Raw genomic sequence first — 19,914 nt, forward strand, 5'->3', positions numbered from 1 at the left:
CGGGTTGGATGCAGAGCATGAGTGGTAGTGCGTTGCGGCAGGCGATGCTCAATCATGTGACGCAGGTGGCCACGCACTTCCGGGGTCAGGTGGTGGCGTGGGATGTGGTGAACGAGGCGTTCGCTGATGGTAGTTCGGGTGCGCGTCGTGATTCGAATTTGCAGCGTACGGGTAATGACTGGATCGAGGCGGCGTTCCGGGCGGCGGATGCGGCGGACCCGAACGCGAAGTTGTGTTACAACGACTACAACACCGACAACTGGACGCACGCGAAGACGCAGGCTGTGTACAACATGGTGCGGGACTTCAAGTCGCGTGGTGTGCCGATCGACTGTGTCGGGTTCCAGTCGCACTTCAACAACGACTCGCCCTACGTGAGCAACTACCGCACCACGCTGTCCAGCTTCGCGGCTCTCGGTGTGGACGTGCAGATCACCGAGCTGGACATCCAGGGCGCGTCGGCGAACACCTACCGCAGCGTGGTCGAGGACTGCCTCGCCGTTTCGCGCTGCAACGGCATCACCGTGTGGGGCATCCGGGACAGCGACTCGTGGCGGGCCTCCCAGACCCCACTGCTGTTCAACAGCAACGGCTCGAAGAAGCCGGCGTACGACGCGGTCCTCGCCGCGTTGAACAACGGCACCACGCCGACCGATCCGCCGACCGATCCGCCCACGACCCCGCCGCCGGGGACGGGTGGCTGCACGGCCACGGTGACGGTGAACCAGTGGACGGGTGGCTTCGTGGCGAACGTTCGGGTGACGGCCGGCTCGTCGGCCCTCAACGGCTGGACGGTGACGATCGCGTTGCCGTCGGGCGCGACGGTCACGAACGCGTGGAGCGCCGACCGCAGCGGTAACAGCGGCACCACAACCTGGACGAACGTGTCGTACAACGGCCAGGTCGGCGCCGGACAGTCCACCGAGTACGGCTTCCAGGCCAACGGCACCGCCGGCACTCTCAGCCCCACCTGCTCAGCCCGCTAAACCCTCGCCGGCCGGTGCGGAGGCAAAACCTCCGCACCGGCCGGACCACCCCAACCCTCAAGCGGGTGATCAAGAGGTTTGCGTCACGCCACGCCGTGGACGCTGACCGAAATCTCTTGATCACCGAGTCGAGGTGGGGGTGAGGGCGCCGTGGATGTCAGGAGGTGCAGATTTTCTTGGGCGGTTGGATGTCCAGTTTGTTGAAGACGTTGTCGACTCTGCCGATGCCCGCCTTCGCCGCGATCGGCCCGACGTTCACCAGATCGAGGAATGCGTTGATCGCCCTCGTCAGGCCAGCGGGAATCGTGTAACCGACGCCGTAGTCCAGGTACAGGCCGAGCTGGGTGCTGCGGCACAGCACGAGCGGTGCCCCCAGCGCGGAGCCGACGGTCAGCCCCACCGAGGCGGTGACCGTCGCGTACAACCCGGCGGTGAAGCCGAGCGCGCCCAGACCAGCCCGGAACGCGGCCTGGTAGTGCACGATGATCCCGTTCACGCCGACCGACGGGCCGCTGATCGAGTCCGTGATGCTGTTGCGGACGCTGAGGCGCCAGGGTTCGGTAGCGCCGAACGCGCCGTTGGCGTAACCGAACCCCATGGAGCCGCCCAGCGACCACTCGCCGGCCGCCTTGATGTTGCCGTCCTTGGCGCTGAAGGCCGTCTGCACGCCGATGAGCTGGCTGGCGGTGACCGAGAACGGTACGCCGAGGATCTCGCCCACCGGCACGCTGAAGTCCAGGGGGATGGGGATGCGCTTGTTGATGTTCTGGTGGCTGTCGGTGGCCCCGGCGATCTCGACCCGCAGCCCGGCCATCCCGCCGATCCGCAACTCCGCCCGGCGGACCGTGGCGCCGCGAATCTCCAGGTGGAACCGGGCGGTGGGCCGCTTCATCAGCAACGTCGCGGTGCCCGCCACGCGGATCCCGCCGCCGTCGTAACTGAACCGCGCGCCCACACCGCCGGCACAACAGATGGGGGTGACGGCGAACCCGGCCACCCGCCGCTGCGCGGCGAAGGTTCCCGGTCGCACCGCGCGGGCGGCCCCGAGCCGCCCGCCCGAGGGCGAGTCAGGCCGTTGCCGGGCGACCGGGGCGGTCGAGGCCGCGCCCCCGGCACCCTCGCCGTCGGCGTCGTACTCCGCCCAGAAGGGCGTGCCCGCGTCGTGCCGGGTCGGGTTCTCCAACGCGACCGGGCCGTCACTGGCGAAGGTGCCGTCGCGGATCACGTCGGTGATGTCCACCGGCCCCAGGGTCACCGCCAGGTCGCCGTTGTCACGGCGGAGGTTGAGCACCCGCCCGACCGCCCGCCCGGTGAGGAACATGACCTTTCCCCGGGCGAGCGTGTTCGCGCCGCTGGCGCGCGGATCGATGCGCCAGGTGAGCGCGTCCTCGGAGAGCCCGCGCACCGACGCGCCGCCGCCACCGACGAACACCACGTCGGGTTGGTAGGTCACCCCGGGGTCGGACGTCGGCGCGGCCCCGTACCGCTGCTCCGCCGCCGGGTCGACGGTCGGCGGGTCGGGCGGCCTCGGTGTGGCGCCACCCCGCTCGCAGGCGGTGAGCAGGAGCACTGTCGCGGCGAGCAACGCGATCACCGGACGACGACGCCCCGGCCTGGCGGGCACCACGTCGCCGCCCCGCACGGTCACAGTCGGCCGGCGACCGTGGCGGCCGCGAATTCCAGGGCCTTGCGGTAGACGGCCGGGTCCTCGGTGCGAACCAACCGGACGCAGGCCCACAGCCCGCCCTTGCTGACGAAGACCGTGCCGTCCTCGGCGTACGACTCGTCACCCACTCCGCTGATCGGGGTCAGCTTGTGCCCGAGTTCGCGATCGATGTCCAGGAACTTCTTCGCGCCGTCACCGACATACACCTCGACCTGCGCGGTCGGGCCGGTCGACGGCCCGGTGTAGGTGCAGCTGCTCCGATCCGGCGCGGGCGGCTCCGCTGGTTCCGCCAGCCGGGTGCCGGCCAGCTTCTCGGCCTCCTGCCTGGTCAACAGCGTGCAGGCGTCGACGGTCGCGGCCGCCGGGGCCACCTGCTCCGGCGTCACCGACGGTTCGCCGTCGGAGGTGGCCGCCACTGTCGGCTGGCCGCTGGCGGCGGGGGCGTCCCCGTCGCCGTCCGTGCCGCCGAACAGGGCGCAGCCGCCGAGCCCGGCGAGCGCCAGGACCGCTGCGGCCACGGCTCCTCCGGCACGTCGCCACACCGGTGCGAGGTGGGTCATCGTGGCTCCTCTCCTTGTCTCGTACTCGGCCGGTCCCGGCCTCGGGCTCACAGCGGGAGGGCGTCGAGCACCGAGCGCAACGTCGACTCGTATCCGCCCGAGGTGGCGCCCAGCCGCTCGAAACTGCTCAGGATCACGGTGTAGCTGCCCTTGTCGCTGACCACGACGGCCTCACCCGCGATGTCCTTGACGGCCAGGTACGCCTTGCGGCCCTTGTCGACGTCCCGCACCTCCCGGTAGACCTGGGTGGCCTGATCACGCTGGTAGGCGTAGGTGCTCTCGCCGGCGAGCGGCGAAGCGGTGGTGATGGTCAGTGAGGCGACGCCTTTGCCGTCGCCGAACAGGCAGTTGCCCTGGTCCTGCATCGACTGACCGACGAGGTCGGAGACCTGGGCAGCGCTGAACGGGCATGCGGGTCGGGGCACATCGGGCAGGTCACCGCCGGCGTCGGTGTCCGCGTCGGCGTCGACCCCGACGCCGACGACGGGGTCGCTGCCCCCGGTGTCGTCGGGGCCGCAGGCGACGAGCGGGATCAGCAGCAGCGAGCACCACAGGGGTGCGATCAGTCGGCGCACGGTCATGCTTCCTTCACCTGTCGTGGAACGTCCGAAATGGTGGGGTTGGCCTGCGGCGGATGGATCCACCAGGCCGGGATCAGCCGGTCCACCCGCCACGCGCTGACGGCGGCGGCAGCGGCCACCGCCTCCGCGTCGGGGCCTTCGACCAGCGCGATCACGACATCGTCGGTGGGCAACCGGATGGTGGCGACCAGCCGGCAGCCCACCGTGGCGATCAGCGGTGCCACCGCGCCCGCGTCGGCGGAGCAGTAGTACTGCTCCAGGACGAACAGGTGGTTGGCCATGACCCGACGCTAGGACGTGGCCGGCGGCGAGGAATCGGGCGTTTCCCTATGTTTGCGCTTCTGCCCTGGTCATCGCCGCGCCCAGCTCCGCGCGGGTGGAGATGCCGAGCTTGCGGTAGACCCGGGCGAGGTTGGCCTCGACGGTCTTCGGGCTGACGAACAGTTCGTCGGCGATGGCCCGGTTGGTCCGGCCGCGCGCCGCCAACCGCGCCACCCGATCCTCGGTGGGGGTGAGATGTCGGGGTGTCGGTGCCCGGCCGCCGACGCGAGCCAGCTCGGCCCGGGCGCGCTCGGCGAACGCGGCCGCGCCGATCGCGGTGAACTCCGCCACCACCGCCTCCAGCGCCTGCCGGGCCGGCAACTTGCGGCGGGAGCGCCGGTGCGCCATGCCCGCCACGAACAGGCAGCGTGCGCGATCCAGCGGCAGCACATCCGGCGGTACGGCGTCGCGCGCCGCCGTCAACGCGTCGAGCGCCGGCCCCGGGTCCCGGCCGGTGGCGCTGTCCAGCAGCACGCGGGCCCGCGCGGTGCCCAGGATCGTCCAGGGTCGGGGCAGGCGGCGATGGCGGTCATTCAGGCGTTGCAGCGCGGCGGCGGCCCGTTCGAGGTCGCCGGCCCCGACGCACGCCTCGATCCAGTCCGGCTCGAAGCGCATCGCCAGAGGCTCCACCAGACCCCGGGCATCGATCGTCGCGGCCAGCGCCGTGTAGGCGGCGGCGGCCTCCGCCATCCGGCCTGCCGACAGGGCCACGAACCCGGCCAACTGCTGGTGGATGCGTCGGCACCAGTCGTCGTCCAGCTCCTCGGCGAGCCGCAGGCCGGACTCGGCCACCCGGGTCGCCTCGGCCAGCCGACCCCGGTGGGCGTCGAGCAGGGCGGCCAGCCAGGTCTCCGCGACCAGGCCGCTGCCGAGCTGGTCACCGAGGTCCCGGGCGGCGGCGATGTGCCGTTCGGCAGTGTCCCACCGGCCGGCCAGCAACTCGGCCTCACCCAGGTGCGAGAGCAACTCGTGCTGCAGGGGCTCGTCACCGCGGGCCTCCGCCCGAACGAGCATCCGGTGCAGCCGATCGCGGGCCCGCTGCGCGTCGTCGATCGACTTCCACCAGATCGCGGGCACCGTGCTCGCCAGCCACGCGGGCTCGTCGCCCTCCAGGCACAGCGCCCGCTCCAGCAGGTCGGTACGCGGCGCCCGGCCGAGGCGTACCTCCTGGAAGAAGAGCAGGAGCAGGGCGGCCGCGAGCAGGTCGTGCTCGCCGTCGCGGCCGTCCAACAACGCGGCGGCGGCTTCGGCGTGCGCCCGCGCGGCCTCGGTGTGGTCGTCGAAGACGGCCAGGTGGGCGTGGACGCGGCCGGCCACTGCGGAGCCCGGTCGGGCCGCCGTCAGGGCCCGGGTGCCGATCTCCACCGCCGCCTGGCCGGCCTCGCCGCTGGACCAGGCGACGACGGCGCGCAGCAGCAACGCCTCGGCCCGTAGGTCGCCGGTGAAATCGGCGGCGACCGCCTCGGCCGTCTGCCGGGCCGCCGGGAGGTCACCGCTGTCCAGCCGGCAGCGCGCCGCCGCCAGCCGCCGCCGGCCCAGCAGTGCCCGGTCCTCGACCGGGGTGAGCTGGCTGGCGCGCTCGTGCAGATCGGCGGCGAGGTCGGGCGCACCCCGGCTGTGCCAGCGCTCGGCCGCGGCGGCGAGGGTCTCCGCGACGACCGGGTCGGGTGCTGTCGTGCACAGCGCCAGGTGCCGGGCCCGCTCGTCCGGGTCGGCCACCAGCTCGGCCAGTCGGTGGTGCAGGCGGCGGCGGACCCCGGGCGGGATGCCGGCCCGTACGGCGGCGGCGTGCACCGGGTGGGTGAACCGCACACCCGTCGGTGTCACCACGATCAGCCCGGCCTCCTCGGGCGCGTCCAGCGCGGCGGCGGGCACCCCGGCCGCGGACAGGTCGACGAGCGTGGGCACGGTCAGCAGGGCGGCCAGTCGGAGCGCGTCGCGGCTGGGCGGGGGCAACCCGGCGACGACGTCAGCGAGCAGGTGGTGCATGGACGCGGCCACCGGCAGATCGTCGCCGGGCGAGGGGTGGCGTGGCAGCCGCTGCATGGCGCGGACCACCTCGATGGTCAGCAGCGGATTACCCCCGGCCTCCCGGGCCACCCGGACCAGCATCGGTCGGGTGAGCGTGACGCCGAGCTGGTCGCGCAGGACGTGGTGCAGCGCGCCGACGTCGAGTGGCGGCAGCTCCACCCGGTCGAGTCGGTTGCCGTGGCGGCCGTCGTCGAGCCCGAGCGGCACGTCCTCGCTGTCGCCCTGGCCGCGTCGGCGACTCACCAGCACGCTCAGGCCCGCCACCCGGCGCAGCGCGTACCGCAACGCGCGCTCGCTCGGCCGGTCCAGCCACGGCGCGTCGTCCACTGCCACCAGCGTCCCCGGGTGGGGGCCGGTCGTGGCGGCTTCCAGGAGTGTCCGGGTCGCCGCCCCGACCACCCGGGTGTCGACGGCCTCCCGGACGGTGCCGGAGAGGAGCACGACCTCGGCCGCGGCCCGCTGCGGCCCGGGCAGCGCGGTGACCCGGTCGGCGAGCGGACGCAACAGGTCGGCCAGGGCGGCGTAGGGAAGCTCCGCCTCGGCCTCGGTGGGCGCGCAGCTGAGCACCAGCCACCCCGCCTGGGTGGCGTGCCCGACCAGCGCCCGCCAGAGTTCGGATTTGCCGATGCCGGCAGGCCCCTCCACCAGCACCGGCCCGGATCGGCCCAGGTGCCGCCAGGCCCGGTCGAACACCTCGTCCCGCCCGACGATGGCGCGTCGCATGGGGGAATTCTGGCATCGGCGACGGTCGCCGGGGCATCCCGCCAACGGGTGATCGGGGATGGAACGGCCGCCCCGAGCAGTCGGCCGTCGTCGCCGGAGACGCACCGACATCGACTCGCCGAGCACCATCGATGTTCCCGGTCAGGCCTGGGCGGCGACGAGGAACATCGGCACGACGACGAGGATCCGGTTCGCGTTGGCACGCTCGGCCTGCTCGGCGAGCCAGCCCTCCTCGTCGGTGATCCGCTTCAACACGTCGAGCGCGGTGTCGTCGGCGAACACGGCGGTGTGCACCTCGACGACCGGGTCGGTGAAGCCGGCGTCGAGCAGCAGGTTGCGATACCCGCGGGCGACGCGCGGCGACGGCATCGAGTCCGCCTTCGCGTGGACCAGCCGACGGGTGGTCTCCGAGTCGTCCGAGTCAATGGCGATCAGGTCCCAGTCCTGGCCGAGCAGCACGGCTCGGCCGCCTGGCGTGAGCACCCGCCGGGCCTCGGCCACGGCGAGTGCCGGGTCGTCGAGCGCATGCAACACCTTGTCCGCCCGGTAGTAGCTGGCCGATCCGGTCTCGATCGGCAGCGCGGTGGCGTCGCCGACGTGGAACTCGCCGGCCGGCCAGCGCGTCCGGGCCACGGCGATCATGTCGGGATCGAGGTCGACGCCGACCGCGTGGGCTCCGCGCTCGGCCAGCTCGGCTACGGCGCGGCCACCGCCACAGCCAACATCGACGACGGTTCGGCCGGTGAGGTCGCCGAGCAACTCGTAGGAGCGGGCGCGCAGTTCGACGGCTGCGGACTCGCTCTCGATGGCATCGAGGACAGCGAGAAGACTGGACATGCCCGCCATGGTCGGACTTAATGTCGACATGACGTCAAGCCCGATGACGATCGGCGAGGTGGCCAATCACTTCGGCCTGCCGGCGCACGTCCTGCGGCACTGGGAATCGGTGGGCCTGCTCCGCCCCGCCCGGGTCACCGGCGGCCGTCGCCGCTACACCCGCGACGACCTGTTCCGGGTGGCGTCGATCCTGCGCGCGAAACAGGCCGGTCTGTCCCTGCCGGACATCCGGGCGTTCCTCACCGCGGGCGACCCCGCCGTCCGCAAGGACGTGCTGCGCCGCAACCACGGCGCGTTGCGGGCCAGGATGGCCGCGCTGCAGTCGGCGCTCGACCTGCTGGAGGCCGGGCTGAACTGCTCACACGAAGACGTCTCGACCTGCCCGAACTACCGCACCCGGTTGGCGGAGCTGGTGGAGGTCGGGGGCAGTGGCTAGCCGTCGATGCGGGTGATGTTGCGGATCTTGTTGGACGCGTCCAGGGCGGCCACCTTGTACGCCTCGGCCAGCGTCGGGTAGTTGAACACCGCGTCGATCAGGTAGTCGATGGTGCCGCCGCAGCCCATCACGGCCTGACCGATGTGGACGATCTCGGTGGCGGCGGTGCCGAACACGTGCACCCCGAGCAGTCGGCCGTCGTCGGGGGAGACGAGCAGCTTCAACATGCCGTACGAGTCACCCACGATCTGACCCCGGGCCAACTCGCGGTAGCGGGCGATGCCCACCTCGAACGGGGTGGAGCTCTCGGTGAGCTGCGCCTCGGTCTGCCCGACGAAGCTGATCTCCGGGATCGTGTAGATGCCGATCGGTTGCAGGCCGTGCATCTCCCGGATCGGCTCGCCGCAGGCGTGTTGCGCGGCCAGCCGGCCCTGCTCCATCGAGGTGGACGCGAGCGCGGGGAAGCCGATCACGTCGCCGACCGCGTAGATGTGCTCCACCGAGGTGCGGTAGTTGCCGTCGACGGTGATCCGGCCGCGTCGGTCGGCCGCCAGCCCGGCCGCCTCCAGCGCCAGGTCGTCGGTCTGGCCCTGCCGGCCGGCCGAGTACATCACCGTGTCGGCGACGATCTTCTTGCCGCTCTTGAGGACGCACAGCGCCGCCGTCTGGTGTTTCTCCACGGCGGCCACCTCCTCGCCGAAGCGGAACGCCACCGACAGGTCGCGCAGGTGGTACTTGAGTGACTCGACGATCTCGTCGTCGCAGAACTCCAGCATCCGGTCGCGGCGCTCCACCACCGTCACCTTCGTGCCGAGCGCGGCGAACATCGAGGCGTACTCCATGCCGATCACGCCCGCGCCGACCACGACCATGCTGCGGGGTACGGCCTGGAGGTTGATGACGCCGTCGGAGTCCACGATGGTCCGGTCGTCGAAGTCGACGCTGTCCGGGCGGGCCGGGCGGGTGCCAGCGGCGATGACGATCTTGTCGAAGGTCACCCTGGACTCGCGGCCGGAGCCGCCGTCGACCCAGATCGAGTGCGCGTCGGCGAACCGCCCGGTGCCGGTGATCATCGCGACCCGGTTGCGCGCCAGCTGGTTGCGGATGACGTCGGTCTGCCGGGTGATGACGTGCTGGGTCCGGGCGGCCAGGTCGCTGACCGTGATCTCCTCCTTGACCCGGTAGCTGCTGCCGTACAGGTCCCGCTGGCTCAGGCCGGTCAGGTAGAGCACGGCCTCGCGCAGGGTCTTGGAGGGGACGGTGCCGGTGTTGATGCACACCCCACCGATCATGTCGCGGCGGTCCACGATGCCGACCCGCCGGCCGAGCTTGGCGGCGGCGATCGCGGCCTTCTGACCGCTGGGTCCGGAACCCAGCACCAACAGGTCGTAGTCATACACAGGCGTTAGCGTCGCAAGATGTCCTGACGCGCGCCAGACTTCGTACCCGAGTGTTACTCACCCGCCACCGTGCAGGTGCCGCCGTTGAGCGTGACCTCCTCCGGCGGCTGCGACCCGGTGGCGACGAACCCCAGCGACACCGTGCCGCCGGGCGGGATCAGCGCGTTGTGGCGGACGTTGCGCACCCGCAGGTAGCTGCTGTCGCGGTCGACGACCTCCGCGCCCCACAGGCTGCGCAGCTGCTGGGCGGCGTAGAACCGCCACCGCATCGTCCAACCGTCGATCGCCGTCGAGCCGGTGTTGGTGACCAGGAGGCGTGCCACCAGACCGTCGGGCCACTGCCCGACGGTCGAGCGGACCGTGCAGCTCGGCGGTGGCGGCAGCGTGGTCACGGTGACCGGCGCGGACATCGGTGACAGGTGGCCGGCCTCGTCGCGGGCCTGCACCACGAAGGTGTACGTGGTGCTCGGCGTCAGCCCGCTGATCTGGGTGCTGTTGCGCCCGGGCGGGTACTGGTACACCTCGCTGACCCGGGTGAGGGCGCCGCCGGCGTCGACCCGGAACACCTCGTACCGGTCGAGGGCGACGTTCTCGACCGAGTGCGCCCAGCGCAGCCACAGCAGCGTGGCGGCGACGTCGTAGGCGACCGGTTGGCCGGGTGCGCCGGGCGGTTGGTCGTCTCCCGGTGGCATGGTCACCCGCAGGGTCGGGTCGGACAGCGACCGGTTGCCGGCCGCGTCCACCGCCGCGACGGAGAAGACGTACGTGCGCGACGGCCGCAGGCCGGTGATCCGGATGCTGGTGGTGTCGGTCGAGTACTGGGCGCCGAAATCCTCGAACCGGACGCCGACCGGGTAGCTGACCACGCCGACGTTGTCGGTCGCGGGCGCCCAGGTCAGCTCGATCCAGGTGGTGTCGACGGCGACGACGGTGATCGGGCCGGGGGCGGTGGGTCGTTCGGTGTCCGCAGTGGCGTACGCCGGGGTCGCGCCCGCCGCCAGCAGTGTCGCCGTGAGCACGCAGGCGGTCAGCGCGGCGGCCCTGGATCGGACGCCGCGCACCTGATGATCGCGCATGATGCTTGCCTCGCTTCCGGGTGACCGCAGCGGACCAGTCATCGACTTCTGACGATGTTAGGCCACTGCTGGTCGCACCGTTGCCCCGTCAGCCGACGAGGCGCCGTTCCCAGGCCCAGGCGGCGATCTCGACCCGGTTGCGGGCCTTGAGCTTCATCTGCACGCTCGCCAGATGGGTCTTGACAGTGCCCACGGCGATGAAGAGCCGGGTGGCGATCTCGGCGTTGGTCAGGCCGCGGGCGACGAGCTTCACGACGTCGAGTTCCCGTGGCGACAGCCCGCCGTCGTCGCGCGCCGGGGCCGGTGAGCTGAGGTGCTCCAACAGCCGTACCGTGATCGAGGGGCTGATCAGCGCGTCGCCGGACACCGCCGCGCGGACCGCCTCCACCAGCAGGGCCGGGCCCGAGTCCTTGAGCAGGAAGCCGCAGGCACCGTTGGCGAGCGCGGTGTGCACGTACTCGTCAAGGTCGAAGGTCGTCACCACGACCACCCGGACCGGGTCGGTGACACCTGCTCCGGCGAGCAGCCGCAGCGCCTCGAGACCGTCGAGGCGGGGCATCCGGATGTCCAGCAGCACCACGTCCGGGCGCAGTCGTCGGGCCAGTTCGACAGCCTGCACCCCGTCGGCGGCCTCGCCCACCACCTCCATGTCCGACTGGGCGCCGATGATCATGCCGAAGCCGGTCCGGACCATCGCCTGGTCGTCGGCGATCAACACCCGGATCACCGGGCCACCGCCGCGGACAGCGGGAACGCCGCGTCGAGCACCCAACCACCGACGACGCCGGGCCCGGCGGTGATCGTGCCGCCGAGCGCACGGACCCGCTCGGTGAGACCGATCAGACCGAAACCGTGCCCCCGGGCCGGCGCGGTGCGCGGCGACGCACCGTCGTCGGCGACCCGGACCAGCAACCAGTCCGGGGTACGCCGCACGACCACGTCCACGGACCGGGCGTCCGGCGCGTGCTGACGGGTGTTGGTCAGCCCTTCCATCACCACCCGGTACGCCGACGTCGAGACCTCCACCGGCAGTCCGGTCAGGTCACCGTCCACGTGCAGCGTGGCCGGCGCGTTCGCCGCGCCGTTGAACCCGGTCAGCAGTGGCTCCAACTCGGTCACCCCGGCCAGCGGGGCCAGTGGCGCGTCCGGCGGAGCGTCCGGGTTACGTAGGATCCCGACCATCCGCCGCATCGAGGCCATCGTCTCCGCGCCGGCCCGCTCGATCTGCTCCAGGGCGACGATCACCCGCTGCGGGTCCTGTTCGGCGACGAACCGGGCGCCCTGCGCCTGCACCACGATCCCGGTCACGTGGTGGGCGATGAAGTCGTGCAGGTCACGGGCGAACTCCGCGCGCTGCTCCGCCCGGACCAGCGCGATCGCCCGCGCCCGGCCGGCGGCGATCACCCGCAGGTAGAGCCCCACCCCGGCGGCGCCGGCCGCCGCGAGCGCCTGGAGCAGTCCGAAGATCACCAGCAGGCTGTCGGTGCCGACGCGCAGCGGCATCGCTGCCACGGCGAGCCCGGCGGTCACCGCCGCCCACGGGGCGAGCCGGGGCGCACCCCAGCGGCTCACCACGAAGACCACGCCGATCAGCCCGGCCGACTCGGCGAGTCCCCAGGTGCGGGCGATCAGGATGCCGCCGCCTGCGGAGAGGAGCACCACCCCTGCGGTCACCGCCAGTGAGGCCGCGGCGAGGGCCAGTGCGGCCATCGGCAGCCGGCGCGAACCCGGTCGGTGCACCGGCAGCCAGAGCGGCACCGTCGCCACCGCCAACCCCACCGGCACCAGCAGGAGCAGAAGAGCCGAGATCCGGCGGTCGTCCGCCGTGCCGGCCGTGAAGTCGAACAGAGCGAGGAGGCCAAAGGCCACCAGCCCGGCCGCCTGGGCCAGGCGTACCCACAGACGGCGAAGATCCGGAGCGCTCATGGTGACCCAGCGTAGCCAGCCGGGCGGAGCTGCCGGATCGGCCAAAAGGCAGACCCGGCGGCGGCGATACCCGGCCCCGGGCCGATGCGCCAACCCCACGGCGGCGGCGACGCTTCCCCGGTCACCACGCAGCCACTGGAGGAACGATGACAACCCACGCCCCGCCGCAGACCAGCCACGCCGCGGTCGCCGCGGTCGACCTGGTGAAGGTGTACGGCAGCGGCGAGACCGCCGTCCGTGCCCTGGACGGGGTCTCGGTCGGCTTCGGCCGGGCCGAGTTCACCGCGATCATGGGCTCGTCCGGGTCCGGCAAGTCGACTCTGATGCACTGCCTCGCCGGACTCGACACGGCCACCTCCGGACGCGTCCTGCTCGGCGGCACCGAGCTGACCGGCCGGTCGGACCGGACCCTGACCCGGGTACGCCGGGAGCGGATCGGCTTCGTCTTCCAGTCCTTCAACCTGCTGCCGCAGCTCACCGCCGCGCAGAACATCACCCTGCCGCTGGACCTCGCCGGTCGGCGGCCCGACGCCGACCTCCTCGCGCACCTGGTGCGGGTGCTGGGCCTCGGCGACCGGCTGAACCACCGTCCCAGCGAGCTGTCCGGTGGCCAGCAGCAGCGGGTCGCGCTGGCCCGGGCGCTGGTGGCCCGGCCCGAGGTCGTCTTCGCCGACGAGCCGACCGGCAATCTCGACTCCCGCTCCGGCGCGGAGGTGCTCACCATCCTGCGCGACTCGGTACGCGACCTCGGCCAGACCGTCGTCATGGTCACCCACGACCCGATCGCCGCCGCGTACGCCGACCGGGTGGTGCTGCTCGCCGACGGGCGGCTGGCCGGCGAAATCGACAAGCCGGACCAGGTGTCGGTCACCGACGCCCTGCGTGAGCTGGCGGCCCGGGCATGAGGGCGACGGTGTTGCGGACCCAGACGGCCGCCGCGGCCCGGCGGCCCGGCCGGCTGATCCTGACCGGCCTGGCGATCCTGGTCGCGTCGTTCGTCGTCTTCGGCACCGTGCTGGTGCAGCAGATCACCGAGCGGACCGTGCGGGACAACCTCAGTGGCACCCCGGCCGTCACCGACCTGGTGATCGGCAGCCCCGGCGTGCCGCCACCCACCGTGGCGGACGTGCGGCAGATCCGGGCCGTGCCCGGGGTGGCCGAGGCGGTGGCCCGGGCGTCGGCCGGGATCTCCGTCGGCGAGGGTTACCTCAACCTCCAGTCCGATCCGGGCACCGGCCCGCTGAGCACGGTACGGGTGATCGAGGGCAGCTACCCGGACCAGCCCGGCGAGATCGCGGTCACGCCGCGCACCGCCGAGCGGCTCGGGCTCTCGGTCGGCACCACCACCAGCGGTACCGGCGGTGAGCTCACCGCCCCCGCCGCACTCACCGTGACCGGCGTGGTGGAGACCGCCGCCGACGCCGGCTACGACACGTACGCCCCGGACAACGCCGTGATCACCTGGGCGCGCCTCACCGGCGTGGAGCGCGTCGACCTGCGGGTTGCCGCCGACGCCTCGACGGAGGTCGTCCGCCAACGGGTGACCGCGGCGGTCGCCGGCCAGCCGATCCGCTCCGGCGCCGAGGTGCGCGAGGCCGAGGCCAACGCGGCGGCCGAGGAGGTCGGGCGACTCTTCATCCTGGTCGGCATGTTCGTCTCCATCGCCGTCGTCGCCGCGGCGCTGGTGGTCACCTCGACCTTCCGCATCGTCTTCGCCCAGCGGATGCGGCAGCTCGCGCTGCTGCGGGCGGTCGGCGCGAGTCGGGGCACCCTGGTGCGGGCCCTGACCGCCGAGGGAGCCCTGACCGGGCTGGTCGCCGGCGTCGTCGGGGTCGTCAGCGCCCTCGCCCTCGGGTACGCGCTGCCGGCGGTGCTGCGCGCCACCGGCCGCGCGGTCTCCGCGCCGGGCCTGCCACTGGCGACGGCGGTCCTGGTGGTGATCGGTGCTGTCGTGCTCACCGTGCTGGCCGTGCTGGCACCGGCGCTCTCGGCCGCCCGGGTCTCCCCGCTGGAGGCGCTGCGGACGGCGAGCACCACCGCCGGCCGACGCGGCATCGGGGTCCTGCGTCTGGTCGGCGGGCTGCTCCTGGCCATCGGGGCGACCCTGGCGGCGGTCGCGACGATCAGTCAGTTGCCGAAGCCGGACCAGTCGGGCTACGACCCCGCGATGCCGATGCTGCTGCTGGTCGGGTCCGGCGCGCTGGCGTTCTTCGCCCTGGTCGCCCTCGGTCCGCTGCTGGTACGCCCGGTGCTGGCAGTGGTCGGTTGGCCGCTGCGCCAGCTCGGGCCGCTCGGGCGGATGTCGGTCGGTGGCATCGGCGGGGCACCGCGCCGGGCGGCCGCGGTCTCCGTCGTGGTCGCGCTGGGCACGACCCTGATCTCCGGGGTGGTCATCGGCGGCACGTCGTTGCAGGTCCTCGCCGACCGCGAGATGGCGCTCGCGGCCCCCACCGACTTCGAGGTCACCGGCAACGGTCAGGCGCTGCCGCCGGCTGTGGTGAGTCGGGCCGAGGCGGCGCACGGCGCGCTGGCCCGGGTGGTGCCGTACCGCAAGGTCGACGACGCCACGCTGCTGCGCGGCGCCGACAGGCTCGGCGCCGTCGAGTCCGGCTATCCGATGAGCGACCTGGACGTGGCGGCGCTGCCGAGCACCGGCGACCTGGACGTGGCCCAGGGCAGCCTGGACGATCGCGGCCCCGGCCGGATCGTGCTCAACAGCTGGGTCGCGCGGGACGCGGGTCTGCGGGCCGGCGACACCGCGACGCTCGCCGTCGCCAACCGCCGGGTCGACGTCCGGGTGGTCGCGGTGCTGCCCGGTGACGGGCCGCTGCACGCGGGCATCCTCGCCGACCCGGCCGACCTGGACCGGCTCGGCGTGCCGTCGGCGTACACCGGTCTGCTGGCCGACGCGGCCGGTGCCGGCGAGGACGGCCGCACCGCCGGCGTGCGGGCGCTGCGGCAGGCGATCGCGGGCAGCGACGGGGTGGGCCTCACGGTGCTCGCCGACGAACGGGACCGCAACGACGCGTTGGTGCGCACCCTGGTCTGGATCGCGGTCGGTCTGGTCAGCCTGACCGTGCTGATCGCGGTCGTCGGGGTGGGCTCCACGACCGCGCTGTCGGTGGTCGAGCGGGTACGCGAGTCCGGGCTGCTCCGGGCGATCGGGCTGTCCCGGACGGGTCTGCGCACCATGTTGACTGTCGAGTCCGGCCTGTACGGGTTGATCGGCGCGAGCATCGGCCTGGTGCTGGGCGTCCCGTACGCCTGGTTGGCGGTGCAGGCCCTCGGGATCGCGGCACCGCTGACCGCGCCGCTGCTGCCGCTGGCCGGGCTGTTCGTGGTGCTGGTCGGGCTGACCGCGCTGGCCGGGGTGCTGCCGGCCCGTCGGGCGTCGCGGGTCAGCCCGGTGGTGGCGCTGGGGACTGACGGCTGAGCACCGCCGTGGGGTGGCGTCGGTTGTCGGCGCCGCCCCACGGCGGCCTGGTCAGTTGGGGTTGTTGGCGTGGGTCAACGTCTCCCAGGCGACGAAGAGGTTGTTGGTTCCGGCCGGACGTTGTTGCAGCGTGAGGGTCTGGGTGTTGGTCATGACGTTGCCCAACCGGTTGCTCATCGCGTTGAAGCCGACCTCGGTGATCGGGCCGAGGCCCCGGGTGAGGCTGCCGCCGCAGAGCCAGGAGGGCGGCGCCTCGCCGAGCTGGTAGCGCGAGTGGAAGCCGAGCGCCTGACGCAGTCGCTCGCCGACCTGCGGGTACAGGTCCCGGCCCTGGATCCGGGAGGTCTCCGCGACGTGTGAGATGGCGGAGATCCCGTACCCGGTGTGGACGAAGTCGCGGCAGGTCTCCTGGGCCAGGCCGGCGACGAAGGTGGACTGGCCCTGCCAGTAGCCGATGATCTCCGCGCTGGTGTCCAGACCGCTGCCGGGCGTGGTGTACGGCAACGCGCCGTCGCTGGGCAGGTACACGAAGGCCCGGGTGCGGTTGAGGAAGCGGGTGACCGCCGCGTCGTAGGCGCTGCGGTCGTCCAGGAACACCGCGATGCCGACGGCGGCCTCCATCATGGTCAGTTCCCAGTTGCCGTTGCTGTTCGAGCCGTTGCGCACCATCGGCAGGTAGACGGTGCGCAGCATGGTGGCGAAGCGGCTGGCGTTGGGCCAGCTCGGGTACGTGTACTTGATGATCTCGGCGGCCCGGGGCCAGACCGAGGCGGCCCAGCCGGTCTGCAGCGGGGCGTTGCTGCCGGTGTGGGCGGTGATCGTGGCCGACCACGCGTCCATGATCTGGATGGACTTCTGCGCGTACCGGGCGTCCCCGGTGACGTACCAGGCCAGCGCGTCGGTGTACGCGGCGATCGCGTCCTCACGCTCGTCGGTGCAGCCGTTGTTCGGGTTGGAGTAGGAACCGCACTCGACCACCGAACGGGGGGCCGGGGTACGCGACAGGGAGGCGTACCGGCTGCCCATCATCTGGTTGTAGGCCGCCGCCCACGGCTGCGCGCCGGCCTGGACCCGACCCCGGACGAAGTCGAGCTGGCCTCGGCTGACCAGCACGCCGGGGTGGGTGAAACCGGTAGAGGGCGGTGGAGTCGTGCCGCCGCCGCTGGGCAGCGTCCAGGTCTGGTTGGCGGCGCCGGTGCAGCTCCAGATCTGCAGCGGGGTGCCGTCGGTCGAGCTGGGACCGGTGGCGTCGAGGCACTTGCCGGAGGCCGGGTTGACCAGTTGGCCGGCGTTGGGCGACCACTGTTGCGCCCCGGTGCCGTTGCAGTCGTAGATCTGCACCCGGGCGCCGTTCGCCGTGCTGGCGGCCGCGATGTCCAGGCACTTGCCCAGCGCCCGGATGGTGCCGTCGTCGGCCACCGTCCACTGCTGTGCGGTGGAGCCGTTGCAGGTGAAGAGCTGGACCTGGGTGTTGTTGGCCGGGTTCGCGGCGGCCACGTCGACGCACTTGCCGCCGTACCCGGTGATGGCGCCGGTCGCGGCCGCCGTGGCGGGTGCCGCGCCGACGACCATCGCGGCCGGTACGGCGAGCAGGGCCGCGGCGAGCGCGGAGGTCAGTCTGATGCGGGGGTGGCGGGGCACGGGCCCGGCCGGTCGTCGCGCCATGTCGGGGTCCTTCCGGGGCGGCGAAATAACTGTAAAGTGTGTTAATCATTACAGTCGTACACACCGATATCAATGTCTTCGTCGCCACGGATGCCGTTACGGGTGCATCGACGCGCCCTTGAGCACCTTGTCCACCACGTTGCGTGGCGCGTGCAGCGCCAGGCCCACCAGGTCGAGCTTCTCCCGTCCGACCGCACGGACGGCGGCGCGGTTGTCCCGGTCGTTGCCGGTGGCGAACAGCTCGGCCGTGAAGATCGTCAGCCGTAGGCCCCGGGCGAGGGCGCGTGAGTGTGCGCCGACCACCGTCGCCCGATCCCCGGCGAACACCAGCACCGGCTGGCCGAACATCGGCAGGTAGCGGGTGTCGTCAGCGTCCCGGTACTCCTCGCCGAGCAACTCGGGCAGGGTGCTCGCGATGCCGCTGACCAGGAAGGCGGTGACGTTCAGCCGTTGCCAGCTCGCCAGGTCGTCCCGGAGCAGTACGGCGATCTTGGTGGGAAAGCGGATCGGTTCGGTCATGGCGTCGAGCCTGCCCGCCCCGACGCCGCCCGGTCTTGTACGTTCTTAGCGTGGCCACCAGCCCGGCTGGCTCGCACGTCAGCGCATGGCGACCCGCGGTAGCCGGGGTCGCCGAGGTCTTCCACGCCCATTTCGTGGACCACGCCTACCCCCGGCACATCCACGAGGTGTGGACCCTGTTGATCGTCGACGACGGCGCGGTCAGCTTCGACCTGGACCGGCACCGGCACGGCGCGCTGCGCACGTCGGTCACCCTGCTGCCGCCGCACGTCCCGCACGACGGCAGCTCCGCCACCCCGGACGGCTTCCGCAAGCGGGTCCTCTACCTGGACACCTCCGCGCTCGACGCCGAGCTGATCGGCCGGGCCGTGGACGAGCCGGACCTGGCCGATCCGCAGCTGCGCGACCGGATCCACCACCTGCACCGGGCGCTGGCCGCGCCCGGCGACGAGTTCGAGGCCGAGAGCCGCCTCGCGCTCATCCTGGACCGGCTACGCCGCCGGCTGCGCCAGCGCCCTCCGGTCCATGGCCAGCCGGCCGGACGCGGTCTCGCGGTCCGACTACGGGAGCTGCTGGACGCCCGGACCGTCGAGGGCGTCACGCTGGGGGAGGCCGCGCGGCTGCTGCACGCCCACCCGACCCACCTGGTCCGGACCTTCACCCAGGTGTACGGCGTGCCACCGCACTCGTACCTGACCGGTCGTCGGGTCGAGCTGGCCCGGCGTCTGCTCCTCGCCGGGCAGCGGCCCGTCGAGACCGCCGTCGCGGCCGGGTTCTACGACCAGGCGCACCTGGGTCGCCACTTCCGGCGCTACCTGGGCGTCAGCCCGGCCCGTTACCCCGCCCGGGGCTGATCGGACGGGTCAGACGAGCTGGCCGCCGATGACGGAGAGCAGCCGCAGCTTCTCGTCGCTGGGCGACCCGGGCACGGCGGTGAAGACCAACAGCGTCTGTGACTGGTCCGGGTCGACCAGCGTCTGGCAGTGCAGCTCCAACGCCCCGACCTCCGGGTGCACGAAGTGCTTGGGTGGGCAGTAGCCGGCCGGCACCGGGTGTTCGCTCCACAGCCGCGCGAACTCGACGCTCCGGGCCAGCAGGTCGTCGACGAGTGCGGCGGCCCGCGAGCCGCGCCCGTCACGGGTGTACGCCGCGTGCAGGTGCGCCACGAGCAGGCGGCTCTGCGTCTGGTGGTCCTGCGCCGGGTGCAGCTGCCGTGCCGTCGGGTCGGTGAACCAGCGGTGGTGGGCGCTGCGCGCCAGGCCGGTGTACCGGGTCTCGTCACCGAGCAGCGCGACGGCCGGCGCGGTCTGCGCCAGGGTCTCGCCCAGGTGGTTCACGACCTGGGCCGGGGTGTCGTGCATCCGGTCGAGGATCCGCATCATGCCCGGGTTCACGTGATCGGCGCGCAGCGCCCGACGTGGAACCGCGTGCCCGGCGAGTTGGAACAGGTGGTCGCGTTCGGCGAGGGAGAGCCGCAGGCCACGAGCGAGCGCGGCGAGCATCTGCTCCGAGGGGTGCGGCCCACGCTGCTGCTCCAACCGGCTGTAGTAGTCGGTGGACATTCCGCTCAACGCGGCGACTTCCTCGCGTCGGAGCCCTCCGGTGCGTCGGCGCGGCCCCCGGGGCAGCCCGACGTCCTCGGGCTGGAGGGCCTCGCGGCGGGTGCGCAGGAAGCTCGCGAGTTGGGCGCGGTCCACGGGTGTCTCCAATCATGCGCGCCGGCAGGAGCCGGCCTGTTCACTGCAACAGGCGAG

General features: G+C 72.6%; 18 protein-coding genes. 5 read left to right on the forward strand and 13 right to left on the reverse strand.

Annotated elements, in window-relative coordinates; all coding sequences use genetic code 11:
* On the forward strand, positions 1-986 hold a 986-nt coding region (locus QCZ28_RS21985), incomplete at its 5' end, for an endo-1,4-beta-xylanase (protein ID WP_279518416.1).
* 157 nt (positions 987-1,143) lie between these two features.
* On the opposite strand, the gene QCZ28_RS21990 is transcribed toward QCZ28_RS21985, so the two are convergent.
* From QCZ28_RS21990 to QCZ28_RS22015, 6 genes are all read right to left on the reverse strand, one after another.
* Complete coding sequence (locus QCZ28_RS21990; RefSeq protein ID WP_279518417.1) at positions 1,144-2,634, reverse strand: hypothetical protein; 1,491 nt, start codon at positions 2,632-2,634, stop codon at positions 1,144-1,146.
* Entirely contained in the window at positions 2,631-3,212 is a 582-nt protein-coding gene (locus QCZ28_RS21995; RefSeq protein ID WP_279518418.1) for a DUF3558 family protein, read from the reverse strand. The genes QCZ28_RS21990 and QCZ28_RS21995 overlap by 4 nt, the downstream gene beginning before the upstream one ends.
* Before the next feature lie 47 nt (positions 3,213-3,259).
* Positions 3,260-3,793, reverse strand: coding sequence for a hypothetical protein (locus tag QCZ28_RS22000; protein WP_210862896.1), 534 nt, complete (start codon positions 3,791-3,793; stop codon positions 3,260-3,262).
* Positions 3,790-4,074 (reverse strand): hypothetical protein, encoded by a 285-nt coding sequence (locus tag QCZ28_RS22005; RefSeq protein ID WP_030338145.1) that lies wholly within the window; start codon positions 4,072-4,074, stop codon positions 3,790-3,792. The genes QCZ28_RS22000 and QCZ28_RS22005 overlap by 4 nt, the downstream gene beginning before the upstream one ends.
* 46 nt (positions 4,075-4,120) lie before the next feature.
* A complete protein-coding gene (locus QCZ28_RS22010) occupies positions 4,121-6,868 on the reverse strand; it encodes a LuxR family transcriptional regulator (protein ID WP_279518419.1) in 2,748 nt (915 codons plus the stop codon).
* 141 nt (positions 6,869-7,009) lie between these two features.
* Positions 7,010-7,705 carry a methyltransferase domain-containing protein gene (locus QCZ28_RS22015; protein WP_279518420.1) on the reverse strand — a complete coding sequence of 232 codons (696 nt, stop codon included), beginning with the start codon at positions 7,703-7,705 and terminating at the stop codon, positions 7,010-7,012.
* A gap of 28 nt (positions 7,706-7,733) precedes the next feature.
* On the opposite strand from QCZ28_RS22015, the gene QCZ28_RS22020 reads away from it, so the two are divergent.
* Positions 7,734-8,141, forward strand: coding sequence for a MerR family transcriptional regulator (locus tag QCZ28_RS22020; RefSeq protein WP_279518421.1), 408 nt, complete (start codon positions 7,734-7,736; stop codon positions 8,139-8,141).
* Here QCZ28_RS22020 and sthA read toward each other — a convergent pair.
* The 4 genes from sthA to QCZ28_RS22040 form a co-directional block, all read right to left on the reverse strand.
* Positions 8,138-9,541, reverse strand: a complete 1,404-nt coding sequence (sthA, locus tag QCZ28_RS22025; RefSeq protein ID WP_279518422.1) for a Si-specific NAD(P)(+) transhydrogenase — start codon at positions 9,539-9,541, stop codon at positions 8,138-8,140. The genes QCZ28_RS22020 and sthA overlap by 4 nt on opposite strands.
* Before the next feature lie 53 nt (positions 9,542-9,594).
* Positions 9,595-10,617, reverse strand: coding sequence for a cellulose binding domain-containing protein (locus tag QCZ28_RS22030; protein ID WP_279518423.1), 1,023 nt, complete (start codon positions 10,615-10,617; stop codon positions 9,595-9,597).
* An 88-nt stretch (positions 10,618-10,705) separates the two neighbouring features.
* Positions 10,706-11,344 carry a response regulator transcription factor gene (locus QCZ28_RS22035; RefSeq protein WP_279518424.1) on the reverse strand — a complete coding sequence of 213 codons (639 nt, stop codon included), beginning with the start codon at positions 11,342-11,344 and terminating at the stop codon, positions 10,706-10,708.
* Entirely contained in the window at positions 11,341-12,543 is a 1,203-nt protein-coding gene (locus QCZ28_RS22040) for a histidine kinase (protein WP_279518425.1), read from the reverse strand. The genes QCZ28_RS22035 and QCZ28_RS22040 overlap by 4 nt, the downstream gene beginning before the upstream one ends.
* 146 nt (positions 12,544-12,689) lie before the next feature.
* Between QCZ28_RS22040 and QCZ28_RS22045 the strand changes: the two genes are divergently transcribed.
* Complete coding sequence (locus tag QCZ28_RS22045) at positions 12,690-13,448, forward strand: ABC transporter ATP-binding protein (RefSeq protein WP_030338156.1); 759 nt, start codon at positions 12,690-12,692, stop codon at positions 13,446-13,448.
* A complete protein-coding gene (locus QCZ28_RS22050; protein ID WP_279518426.1) occupies positions 13,445-15,976 on the forward strand; it encodes an ABC transporter permease in 2,532 nt (843 codons plus the stop codon). The genes QCZ28_RS22045 and QCZ28_RS22050 overlap by 4 nt, the downstream gene beginning before the upstream one ends.
* A gap of 51 nt (positions 15,977-16,027) precedes the next feature.
* Here QCZ28_RS22050 and QCZ28_RS22055 read toward each other — a convergent pair whose 3' ends face one another.
* Together QCZ28_RS22055 and QCZ28_RS22060 are read right to left on the reverse strand one after the other, a co-directional pair.
* Complete coding sequence (locus QCZ28_RS22055) at positions 16,028-17,641, reverse strand: ricin-type beta-trefoil lectin domain protein (RefSeq protein WP_279518427.1); 1,614 nt, start codon at positions 17,639-17,641, stop codon at positions 16,028-16,030.
* Between the two features lie 96 nt (positions 17,642-17,737).
* Positions 17,738-18,160 carry a DUF2000 domain-containing protein gene (locus tag QCZ28_RS22060; protein WP_279518428.1) on the reverse strand — a complete coding sequence of 141 codons (423 nt, stop codon included), beginning with the start codon at positions 18,158-18,160 and terminating at the stop codon, positions 17,738-17,740.
* A 50-nt stretch (positions 18,161-18,210) separates the two neighbouring features.
* Here QCZ28_RS22060 and QCZ28_RS22065 point away from each other — a divergent pair, with 50 nt between their 5' ends.
* Entirely contained in the window at positions 18,211-19,014 is an 804-nt protein-coding gene (locus QCZ28_RS22065) for an AraC family transcriptional regulator (RefSeq protein ID WP_279518429.1), read from the forward strand.
* A 9-nt stretch (positions 19,015-19,023) separates the two neighbouring features.
* On the opposite strand, the gene QCZ28_RS22070 is transcribed toward QCZ28_RS22065, so the two are convergent.
* The gene (locus tag QCZ28_RS22070; protein ID WP_279518430.1) at positions 19,024-19,857 is read right to left on the reverse strand and encodes a helix-turn-helix transcriptional regulator; all 834 of its coding nucleotides are present in this window, start codon (positions 19,855-19,857) and stop codon (positions 19,024-19,026) included.
* Positions 19,858-19,914 lie beyond the last annotated feature (57 nt).

The organism is Micromonospora sp. DH14, assembly GCF_029809455.1.
In the GTDB taxonomy this organism is placed as follows: Bacteria; Actinomycetota; Actinomycetes; order Mycobacteriales; family Micromonosporaceae; genus Micromonospora; species Micromonospora parva.

Bases quoted from the DNA above. Each gene is read 5' to 3' on its own strand.
- QCZ28_RS21995 (WP_279518418.1), bottom strand. From the start codon at position 3,212: ATGACCCACCTCGCACCGGTGTGGCGACGTGCCGGAGGAGCCGTGGCC.
- QCZ28_RS22000 (WP_210862896.1), bottom strand. From the start codon at position 3,793: ATGACCGTGCGCCGACTGATCGCACCCCTGTGGTGCTCGCTGCTGCTG.
- QCZ28_RS22005 (WP_030338145.1), bottom strand. From the start codon at position 4,074: ATGGCCAACCACCTGTTCGTCCTGGAGCAGTACTACTGCTCCGCCGAC.
- QCZ28_RS22010 (WP_279518419.1), bottom strand. From the start codon at position 6,868: ATGCGACGCGCCATCGTCGGGCGGGACGAGGTGTTCGACCGGGCCTGG.
- QCZ28_RS22015 (WP_279518420.1), bottom strand. From the start codon at position 7,705: ATGTCCAGTCTTCTCGCTGTCCTCGATGCCATCGAGAGCGAGTCCGCA.
- QCZ28_RS22020 (WP_279518421.1), top strand. From the start codon at position 7,734: ATGACGTCAAGCCCGATGACGATCGGCGAGGTGGCCAATCACTTCGGC.
- QCZ28_RS22030 (WP_279518423.1), bottom strand. From the start codon at position 10,617: ATGCGCGATCATCAGGTGCGCGGCGTCCGATCCAGGGCCGCCGCGCTG.
- QCZ28_RS22040 (WP_279518425.1), bottom strand. From the start codon at position 12,543: ATGAGCGCTCCGGATCTTCGCCGTCTGTGGGTACGCCTGGCCCAGGCG.
- QCZ28_RS22045 (WP_030338156.1), top strand. From the start codon at position 12,690: ATGACAACCCACGCCCCGCCGCAGACCAGCCACGCCGCGGTCGCCGCG.
- QCZ28_RS22050 (WP_279518426.1), top strand. From the start codon at position 13,445: ATGAGGGCGACGGTGTTGCGGACCCAGACGGCCGCCGCGGCCCGGCGG.
- QCZ28_RS22055 (WP_279518427.1), bottom strand. From the start codon at position 17,641: ATGGCGCGACGACCGGCCGGGCCCGTGCCCCGCCACCCCCGCATCAGA.
- QCZ28_RS22060 (WP_279518428.1), bottom strand. From the start codon at position 18,160: ATGACCGAACCGATCCGCTTTCCCACCAAGATCGCCGTACTGCTCCGG.